Source organism: Microcoleus sp. Pol12B4 (genome assembly GCF_036701385.1).
Classification (GTDB): Bacteria; Cyanobacteriota; Cyanobacteriia; order Cyanobacteriales; family Microcoleaceae; genus Microcoleus.
In genome coordinates, this window is the sequence record NZ_JAUBQR010000221.1 from 1 (window position 1) to 11,237 (window position 11,237).

Below are 11,237 nucleotides of genomic sequence, written 5' to 3' on the forward strand. Positions count from 1 at the left end.
TCCGGCGTCATGTTCAGCATCGACACCGAAACCGGATTCAAAAACGCCGTATTAGTCACCGCCGCCTACGGATTAGGCGAAAACGTCGTCCAAGGCACCGTCAACCCCGACGAATACTTCGTCTTTAAACCAACATTAAAACAAGGTTTTCGCCCGATTTTAGACAAACGACTCGGCAGCAAAACACTCAAAATGGTGTACGATATTGGCGGTTCTAAATACACCAAAAATGTCTCCGTTATAGCAGCAGAGAAAAATAAATTTGCCATACAAGATGATGAAATTCTGCAACTAGCAAAATGGGCCGTAGTCATCGAAGAACACTACTCTAAAGTACGCGGGACTTATACCCCGATGGACATTGAGTGGGCAAAAGACGGCAATACGGGCGAATTGTTTATTGTCCAAGCGCGACCCGAAACAGTACAATCTCAAAAGTCTGCTAAAGTTTTGCGAAACTACAAATTGCAAGGTACCAGTGCAGTTTTAGCAAAAGGACGCGCCGTTGGCGAATCAATCGGACAAGGCAAAGCCCGCGTAATTTTAGATGTACACAAAATCGCTGAATTTCAATCAGGAGAAGTTTTGGTTACCAACAAAACAGACCCGGATTGGGAACCGATTATGAAAAAAGCAAGTGCGATCGTCACCAATTCCGGCGGCCGTACTTGTCACGCCGCCATCATCGCCAGAGAAATGGGAATTCCCGCTATTGTCGGCACCGGCGACGCCACCCAAATCTTGAAAAACCATCAAGAAATCACTGTTTCTTGTTCGGAAGGAGACGAAGGCAAAGTTTATGCGGGTTTGCTTCCTTTTGAAATTCAAAAAACTGCGATCGAGAATTTGCCCCGCACCCGCACTCAAATTTTAATGAATGTCGGGAATCCAGAAGAAGCCTTTGGTTTATCAGCAATTCCTTGCGACGGCGTAGGCTTAGCGCGGTTGGAATTCATCATTGCCAATCACATTAAAGCACACCCGCTGGCACTGATTCACTTTGACGAATTGGTGGATGAATCAGTCAAAGAAGAAATTGCAGAACTCACAGCACTTTACCAACACAAACCCGATTTCTTCACCGACAAACTCGCCCACGGAATTGCCACAATTGCCGCCGCATTTTATCCAAATCCAGTTATCGTGCGGATGAGCGATTTCAAGAGCAACGAATATGCTAATCTTTTGGGTGGGCGGCAGTTTGAACCCAACGAAGAAAACCCGATGATCGGGTGGCGCGGCGCCTCTCGCTATTACGACCCAAATTACCGCGAAGCTTACGCTTTGGAATGCAAAGCATTAAAGCGAGTTCGCGACGAAATGGGCTTGACAAATGTGATTCCGATGATTCCATTTTGTCGCACCCCGGATGAAGGACGAAAAGTGTTAGCCGAGATGGCAAAACACGGTTTAGTTAAGGGCGAGAACGGTCTGCAAGTGTATGTGATGTGCGAATTGCCGAGCAATGTCATATTTGCGGACGAATTTGCCCAAGTTTTTGACGGATTCTCGATCGGCTCTAACGATTTAACTCAGTTAACATTAGGATTAGACCGGGATTCTGCTTTGGTCGCACACATTTTTGACGAACGGAATGAAGCTGTCAAGCGCATGGTAGCAATTGCCATTAAAGCCGCCAAGAAGTACGATCGCAAGATTGGGATTTGCGGTCAAGCGCCCAGCGATTATCCTGAGTTTGCTCGTTTCTTGGTTGAGTTGGGAATTGATTCGATTAGTTTGAATCCCGATTCGGTTTTGAAGACTTTGTTGGATGTTGCTAAGGTGGAAGGCGCGGGTTCGTTGATGGATTTAGCCGGGGATATTGCTAAGATTTAACGCTTTCATGTTTTTGAGAGAAACCGGGTTTCTTAAACAATAGCTAGCCCATGTTCTGACTTGCTTGTTTTTGAACCGATCCGGTTTCTCATATTTAGTCCTGTAAAATAACCAATTTTGCGTTTGTAGTGATGAATCCAAGTCCTCTGATTTTTATCAGGACTTGCATTCGTCACTACAAACCTATTTGATTGCTGATAAATGACCTGAAATAATATCACATTATATCTGCACTTCTGGCTTTTTTGGACCCGGACGATGCGCTTTACGAAAAAAGTGGCGTCACCAGCGATCGCCCTCCTCAGCCACCAGCTAACGGTTAACACACGGGCGGCATAGTTTGAGAATAGATCGGGAACTTTTCTTATTTAAAACCGTCTTTTAGAGGAGGATTTTCTGTTGCCATAGCCTAAGTCAAAAAACATATTATCCACATAAGCTCTGAAAATGTGCTAACTGCTCTCCTGATTATTTTCATAGGTTTAGCTCCGTCGCTGCTGTCTTTGTGGGTGATGCGATCTGCCCAGAGCCAAGCCCGCGACAGAATTGCAGCGGCCAGGCTTGCGGTAGCGAATAGACCCATGCGAACTCAACTAGCAACTGCCGATCGCACTTACATACAAAGCCTCGGTTATTCGATCGGGGATATCACTTGCGAGTATAACGCCCGCTCTAATTACATTCGCTGCGCTGTCAATCCTTCTGGCCCCTGTCAAGATTGTCGGTACTACCAAGCCAGAACTCTTGACGCTCGCGGTGAAAAGATATAGCTTATATTGGTGCTTGTATCTACGCCTATTTGCGGATGTAATCCTCAATGAGTTAAGATGTACTTACGTGTAAGGATTATTGTTGGAGCTTGTTTTGGACGACCCACGCCAAAACTCAGCAATTAAAACCTAATCGAGCATTATTGCTTGGTTACAGTTGCTATAATTGGCGGATTGCGAGCGCTGTTTTTCGAGTTGAGGACTTACGATCAGAAACCAGGTTTAGACTATAAATCTTGGTTGGGCGACGATAAATCTAGGCATAAATTGGGTTTCTAGTCTCCTGGGCGTAACTCCTGCAGTTAAGAAAATTAGCAAACAAAAATCCTAAGTAGCTGAGGGGCAAATTTCCAAATCAGTTTCTCCAAAACATCATGAAAAATTCTGCACGAAATAATGTCCCGATCATTTATTTTAAACAGAAACCAGCTCGAAGACTCTAAGTTGACAGTTTGAGAAGTTGCTTGTGGGCGGCATTAATCTGTTTTTGCGATCGTAGCGAAACAGTCTCAAACCTAGATTGCTATCTCCAGACTCCAAGTAATGAATTTTTAAGACGCTTCGTCGATACAGGGTATGCCGATTTCAATTGAATCTCATATGTTGCACCATTTTCAAGAATAGGTTTTCTGGCCTGTTCCACAACAAGTGAATTTTCTTATGGGCTGGGCAGGAGAACCCTCCCATAGAAGGGTTATTGAGAATGGTAAAAGATCTCAGTTGAATGACACTTCGGGCAATGCCGGCATAATTATGTGACGGCTATCACTCCCTAATTAATGTGTGGTTGCTATTGTGAACAGGGCTTACACACCAAAACCAAAGAAACCGAGTTTTTTACCGGGATCGAGGGCTGCAAAGAAGTCTTTTCGTCCCTCAAACCAGGTTTATACGTCTAGAAATAGTGAAAATTCTCTGCAAATAAAGTGCATTAGACGATCTACAGAAAACCTCATCAAGTAAATTTTTGAGAACTCGTGTTATTATCTACTGCCCGATGTAAGAGCTAGGCGTGTAACAGATACACTCGTTAACAGAAAAGAAAAAAGCCACAGGCAAAATATCACCAGATAGAGAGATTATTCGGATTTAAACACCAAATCCTCAGCGTTTCTGTCGTCGATATTTCTAATGCTATCAAATATCAATATAGCACTGCTTTGTGCTGAGTAAAATTTGCTTTTTACTCTTGATCCAAGTCAACCAGCAGAGCCTCTTACTCTGAAATTCAACCTTGTCAATAGGTGATAATTATCATCTTGAAATGGGTACATCATCTACAATCCGTGAGCCAATTTGACCATGCAAAGCATCTGCAACAAATCAATCTTTTTAACCGCAAAAATATGTGACTCCACCGCAAGGATTGCTGCCACAAAGTCCCGAACAACAGCTACTTATCATCAGAAAAAAACAATAAAAAAAGTAAATGCAGACGAGTGTTTCCTGTCCCAAAAACTTCGTGGTGGCACGAGAATTAGGCATCCCCACAGAGAATTTTTGCGATCGACTTTAGGGGCAAACCCCCCGCGGTTGCCTTCTCGGACTATAAAAAATGTACTGTTCATCGATGCCAGAGTAGAGAACTGCGACAGCTTGGCAAGAGGGGCAACAGCCGATACAGAGGTATTTGTACTGGACTCGACGCGGGATGGAGTCGAGCAAATTACTAGAATTCTGGTTAATTACAGCGATTTAGACAGCCTTCAGATAGTTTCTCACGGTCGAGAAGCGGGGGTGCAGCTAGGGTCGATCGAACTTTGCAACGACAACTTACAAACCTACAACCATTTGTTAGAACAGTGGGGAAAAGCCCTCAGCGAGAGAGGAGATATCTTGTTATTCGGGTGCAGCGTCGCAGCGGGAGAAAGTGGCGAGGCCTTCGTGCGGCGGCTGAGCTTAATAGTCGGTGCAGATATTGCAGCTTCCGACAACTTGACGGGGAGTACGGCACTCGGTGGCGACTGGGAATTAAAATTTGCGATCGGGGAAATAAAGGCGAGAATCGCCATTGAAAAAGAAGTGCTCGCAGCCTACCCTTTCGCCCTCGGCACATTAGTTAACGAAACTTTCAAAAACTCCACAGTTAGGGGGCCTTGGATTTATGGGGGAAACGACGGAGCACTGTTCAATCCCAGCAGCGGGGTTCCAGCAGCCAATCAACTTATCCCCGGCATTACCGGAGGCACAGTATCCGGCGTACTTCCGGCTTTGGGCGGTTCGACTCCCGGCGATGGCGCTCTGCTATTAACTCCAGCAGTAAATCTTCGAGAAGCCTTCGTCATCTACAACAACCCCATTCCTTCAACCGACGGTATCAGAGTCCAGTTTGATTTTTATTCTTACGGTTCAAGCCAGCAATTTGAGGCTCCGCAACCCTCTATTAGTCCTCAGCCAGGGGACGGGCTGGGTTTCTTCTTGATAGACGGCACTGTTAGCCCAACCAGGACTGGGGGTTATGGCGGTTCTCTGGCTTACGCTCCACGAACGGGTATACCCGGTATTGAGGGAGGTTATTTAGGTATTGGGCTTGACGAGTTTGGCAATTTTTCAACATCCACAGAAGGGCGCTCCGGCCCGGAGCCACCTTCGATTCCCGGCTCCTCTATTGGTTCTTTCCGACCTGATTCAGTAACTGTTAGAGGAAATCAAGCCAACCGTTATCAGTTTTTAACCAATGCGATCGTTCCCTTCGGCATCGATAACATTCCTACGAGCATTGACTTTAGTGGCCCTCAACCAGGCAGCAATTTTAACTTCAGCAATACGTTCACGAGCGATCGCAATTTAGCCAAAAGATCCGTTCAAATTACGCTGAATCCATCTAACGATCCGGTGAATCCCTCTCGCCTCACCGTTGCCTTCGATAAAAATTTCGACGGCATCTACGAAACTACATTGATCGACATCCCCAACTTGGCCACCAAAAACGGCCCAGTACCGCCAATTTTCAAATTTGGTTTTGGCAGTTCCACAGGAAGCGCCAACAACATTCACGAACTTCAAAACCTGGTAGTTGAAACTATCAATCCTCCCAGTATCGCCGCAGAGGTTGCCACTATTAAGACCGGCCCGCAGTTCGTCAAATCCGAAGGCAGCATTACCTACACGATTACTACTGTAAACAGGGGGCCAGCACCTGCTACAAATGTTCTGATTCAAGACGAAATACCTTTAGAACTGCGTCCGGGCGGATTGCAGCCGAATCTGATTGCCTCTAACAACGGCACTTACGTGAACCAAACCAAGGCAGTCACCTGGCCGTTAATTCCGGTTCTCAATGCCGGCGAGACTGTTACTTACACCCTGACAATTGATTTGCCGCCCGGTTTAACCAGCGGTAGCAGTTTTGCCAACGTTGCATTCAGCACTAGCTCGACTTTCGACCCCGACCTCAGCAACAACAGCGGTGTACTCGCCCCAGGGCAAATCGAGGGGCCTGGTGTAGTGTCTACCACAGTTGTCGATACAGTCGCGGATTTAGTTACTACCAAAAGTGGTCCTGTGACTACTTCGGCTGGGTCAAGCGTCGCCTACACATTGACTACCACTAACATGGGGCCAGACCCCGCTGCCGATGTGACCATCAGTGACAGCATTATTCCGGGTTTAACAGGAGTCAGCGTATCGGACGGCGGCACTTACGACCCAGTTTCGGGCATTGTCACCTTCCCAGCACTGACAGCCCTGGCAAATGCTGCGACTGAGACTCGGACTATCAGTTTCACTGCCCCAGCCACCCTTACTGCCATCAGCAACACGGCGCGGAGCACCTCGGCGACTTTCGATTCGATCGCCACTAACAACAACGGCTCGACAACCAACAAAGACGGCACTCCCACTAACTCTACGGTTACGACAAGTATTGCGCCCAACGCGGATTTGGCAACCACGAAAACCGGCTCTACGAGTGCTACGGCCGGTAGTTCGGTCAGCTATACGATCGCCACAGTCAACTTAGGGCCGAGTCCTGCAGAAGCTGTAACCATCACTGACAGCATAGTTCCCGGTTTAACCGGAGTCACGGCATCTAACGGTGGCATTTACGATCCAGTGACGGGCATTGTCACCTACGCGCCCGTGGCAATAGCCAACGCGGAGACTGTCACCCGGACGATCGGCTTCACAGTACCGCCCACCCTAACTTCCATCAGCAACACGGCAAGAAGTACCTCCATCACTCCCGACTCCACTCCTGCCAACAACAACGGTACCAACCCCAACGCCACGGTCACCACCTCGATCGATGCTGTGGCCGATGTTGTCACCCAAAAAACGGCTCCGGCCAGCATCAACGCGGGCGACACGCTACTTTATACAATTACTACTGCCAATAACGGGCCGAGTCCTGCGACCAACGTAGTCATCACCGACAGCCTGATTCCCGGCTTAACTAATGTCAGCGTGTCCGATGGCGGAACCTACAATGCAACCACAGGGACGATCGAGTTCCCAGCGATCGCGACTTTAGCCAGCGGCACCAACCAGAGCCGCACCATCAGCTTTGTACCGCCGACTACCCTGACGAGCATCACCAATATTGTATTAAGTCGATCGGACACTTTTGACCCGGACTTAACAAACAACAACGGCTCGACAGTCGCAGTGCCCGGTGAGGCGGGGGGTCAAGTCATTACCTCGATCGATGCTGTGGCCGATGTTGTCACCCAAAAAACGGCTCCGGCCAGCATCAAGGTGGGCGACACGCTACTTTATACAATTACTACTACCAACAACGGGCCGAGTCCTGCGACCAACGTAGTCATCACCGACAGCCTGATTCCCGGCTTAACTAATGTCAGCGTGTTCGATGGTGGAACCTACAACGCAACCACAGGGACGATCGAATTCCCAGCGATCGCGACTTTAGCCAGCGGCAGCAGTGTCACCCGCCGCCTAATTTTTGTACCCCCGCCTACCCTGACGAGCATCACCAACATTGTATTAAGTCGATCGGACACTTTTGACCCGGACTTAACAAACAACAACGGCTCGACAGTCGCAGTGCCCGGCGAGGCGGGGGGTCAAGTCATTACCTCGATCGATCCTGTGGCCGACCTGGTTACGTCCAAGAGCGGTCTCACATCTGCTCCTGCTGGTAGTTCCGTGACTTATACTATAACTACCGCAAACAATGGGCCGAATGCTGCTGAAAACGTAGTGATTACAGACAGCATCATTCCCGGTTTAACGGGAGTCAGCGCATCCGATAACGGCACTTACGACCCAGTGACAGGAGTTGTCACCTTCCCAACAATTCTCAGTTTGACGAGCGGCAGCAACATCAACCGCGAGGTAACAGTAGTCGTTCCAGCGACGGGCGCCATTAGCAATACTTCCCAGAGCCGAGCGACCACTTTTGATTCCAAACCCAGCAATAACAACGGTTCCGAGTCCAGAGCCACTGTCACCACCGCTATTATTAGCGCGCAGCCCACACCCAACAAACTTCCATCAGCCTACAGCAGCAACGCTGCGCTAGCGCCCAACAGCGTGGTCCAAATTAGCGGACTCGGAGGCAGAGACTCAGACGGCACAGTGGTTACATTCACCATCAGTACCCTGCCACCGGCAAATCAAGGCGTCCTGTTCTTGGGCGACCCGGCAACGGGGGGAGTCGCCGTCACGGCTGGTCAAACCCTGACAGCCGAGCAAATGACGCAGTTATTCTTCCAGTCGGCCGGCAATTTCACAGGAGCTAATTTTACCTACAGCAGCAAGGACAATCTCGGTGGCAGCAGTCCTGCCGCCACCGTTTCTCTGGTGTCGCTAGCGTTCAACTACCCGCCGGTACCCACAAACTTCAGCAAGACCCTGGCGCCAAACAGCAGCGTCAACCTCACAGCGCTGACGGCAAAAGACCCCGACGACTCGATCGAATTCTTTACTATCAACACCCTACCGGCGACAAATCAAGGCATCCTGTTCTTGGGCGACCCCAGCCAGGGAATCCGGGTCACGGCAGGCCAAAGACTGAGTACAACTCAAATCAACCAGTTATTCTTCCAAGCAACCAGCGAATTCGCAGCCACCAACTTTACCTACAGCGCCACAGACCGCCGCGGCGCCATCAGTCCAGCCCCCGCTACAGCCTCCCTGCTAGCACTATTACCTCCCACCGACCAGCCACCGGTCGCCAACAACTCCAGCGTCGCTTTGTTGCTGGAAACAACCGTGAACATCTCCGGACTCGGAGGAACCGACCCAGACGGGACGGTGGTTTCCTTTACCGTAAACACCTTGCCGCCCGCCAATGAGGGGACGCTGTTTTTGGGTGATCCCAGCCTGGGAGTGCGGGTCACGGCTGGTCAAACCCTAACAACCGAGCAAATTACCCAGTTGTTCTTCCAGGCGTCCGGCAATTTTACAGGGGCAAACTTCACCTACAGCGCTACAGACAACCTCGGCGCTACCAGTGCGGCAGTCGCCACTGTCTCTCTTATTCCCCTTAAGGAATCGATACCCGTGCCGACACCGGCGCCAACTCCAACACCAACAACACCGGCGCCAACTCCAACACCAACAACACCGGCGCCAACTCCAACACCAACAACATCGGCGCCAACTCCAACACCAACAATATCGGTGCCAACTCCAACACCAACAATATCGGTGCCAACTCCAACACCAACAATATCGGTGCCAACTCCAACACCAACAATACCGGCACTCACACCCATACCCGCAGCGGAACCAGCGCCAACGCCCATACCCGCGCCGACGCCCATACCCACGCCGACGCCCATACCCGCGCCCGCCCCGGAACCAACTGCAAGTGCAACTGCAACTCCAACACCCACACCACCAACACCGGAACCAACACCAGCGCCAGAACCAACCCCCATACTCAACCCAGTGCCGGAACCGGATACCAGTTGTGGTTGCGGCCCCTTGAAAGGACCCCCGAACATCACATTTATTCCCCCCCAGCCTTCGCAAATACTCAACTTCGACTCCAACACCGCACAACCCATCGACATCCAAAACACCAGCATCGGGACCGAGGGCAACGATTCCTTAACCGGAAACGAAACCAACCAACTGTTTCTCTCAAAAAGCGGGGACGACACAGTGTTAGGTGAAGCAGGCAGCGATATCGTTTACGGCGACCCACAGCGAGACTTCATAGCAGCAGGTAAGGGCAACGACATCGTTTACGGCGGGAAAGAAACCGATGTCGTATTTGGCGGGAAGGAAGAAGATCGCATTTTTGGCGATCGCAATTCGGACACAGTGTACGGCGATCGCGGTGCCGACACCATAGTCGGCGATAACGGCAACAACATCGACTTGACCGACAATGACAGCGACCTAATTTTTGGCGGAGATTCAGGCGACGCCATTGCAGGCACTCAAGGCGGCGACACGGTTTACTCCGGCAAAGCTGGCGACATCGCCTATGGTGGCATCGACAATGACCTGATTTGGGGTGACAAAGGTCCGGACACCCTCTACGGCGACAACGGAGACGATTCTGTGTTCGGTGGCGTCCTCAACTCCCTAGACAGCGACCCCGACGGCTTCGATTTGCTGTTAGGAGGTGATGGCAACGACTTGATGAACGGTCAAGAACAAGACGATACCCTGGTGGGCGGCAACGGCCGGGATTTGCTATTTGCAGGCAAAGCGGGCGATCGCATTTTTGGCGAAACTGACTCGGATACTCTCTACGGCAATCAAGGTTCCGACACCATACTCGGTGACTACGGCACTCAATCAGGCAGCACAATTGCCACCTCTGAAGGCGACTTAATTTTCGGCAACGACACCGGCGATATCATCGGCGGCGGTAGCGGTAACGACAGCATTTTTGCCGGCAAAGGTAACGACTTAATTTACGGCGGCAAAGATAACGATCGGATTTGGGGCGAACTCGATTCCGATACTATTGTCGGTGATGAGGGGGACGATTCGCTTTATGGCGGCTTGCAAAACCAATTAGTGTCGGATGTTGACGGTCGCGACTTGCTGTTTGGGGGCGATGGCAATGACGAACTCAATGGTGGTGAGAGTTCCGACTCTTTGAGTGGGGGTTTTGGTAACGATATTCTTCGTGGTGGCAAGGATGACGATGTAGTACAGGCAGATGCTGGCGATGACTTGATTTACGGTGATGATGGCAGCGATATTTTGTGTGGCGATCGGGGTAACGATACCATTTTTGGCGATTGCGGGCAAAATGAGCGAGGCGCTGTGGGTGGAGACGGTCAGCAAGACTGTATCAACGGGGACAGCGGCGATGACTTTTTATACGCCAATGAAGGCCAAGATTCTCTCAACGGAGGTGAGGGTAATGACACTCTCAATGGAGGCAAAGATAACGATATTCTCAACGGAGGTGCAGGGGATGACTGGCTGTTTGGTGATGGAGGAGATGATACTTTGATTGGGGGTGTGGGGAGCGATCGCTTTGTGTTAAGTGCTAATAGTGGTATGGATACTCTGTTCAATTTTGCTGTCGGAACTGATAAGTTTGTCCTGGCGGGTGGCTTGAGTTTTGAGGCTTTGCAAATTAACCCGATGGCGAATGCCACACTGCTGCAAGTTGCTGCGACTGGCGAGGTTTTGGCTCAGGTTTTTGGTGCTGATAATTCTCTGACTTTTCTCGATTTTCTCACTCTTTCTACTTAA

At 50.0% G+C, this 11,237-nt stretch carries 3 protein-coding genes; all 3 read left to right on the forward strand.

Annotated features, from left to right (window positions below; genetic code table 11):
* On the forward strand, window positions 1-1,836 hold a 1,836-nt coding region (ppsA, locus tag QUA38_RS23700; RefSeq protein ID WP_333166203.1), incomplete at its 5' end, for a pyruvate, water dikinase.
* Between the two features lie 449 nt (window positions 1,837-2,285).
* Window positions 2,286-2,606 carry a DUF6464 family protein gene (locus tag QUA38_RS23705; protein ID WP_333166205.1) on the forward strand — a complete coding sequence of 107 codons (321 nt, stop codon included), beginning with the start codon at window positions 2,286-2,288 and terminating at the stop codon, window positions 2,604-2,606.
* Between the two features lie 1,533 nt (window positions 2,607-4,139).
* The gene (locus QUA38_RS23710) at window positions 4,140-11,237 is read left to right on the forward strand and encodes a DUF4347 domain-containing protein (RefSeq protein WP_333166207.1); all 7,098 of its coding nucleotides are present in this window, start codon (window positions 4,140-4,142) and stop codon (window positions 11,235-11,237) included.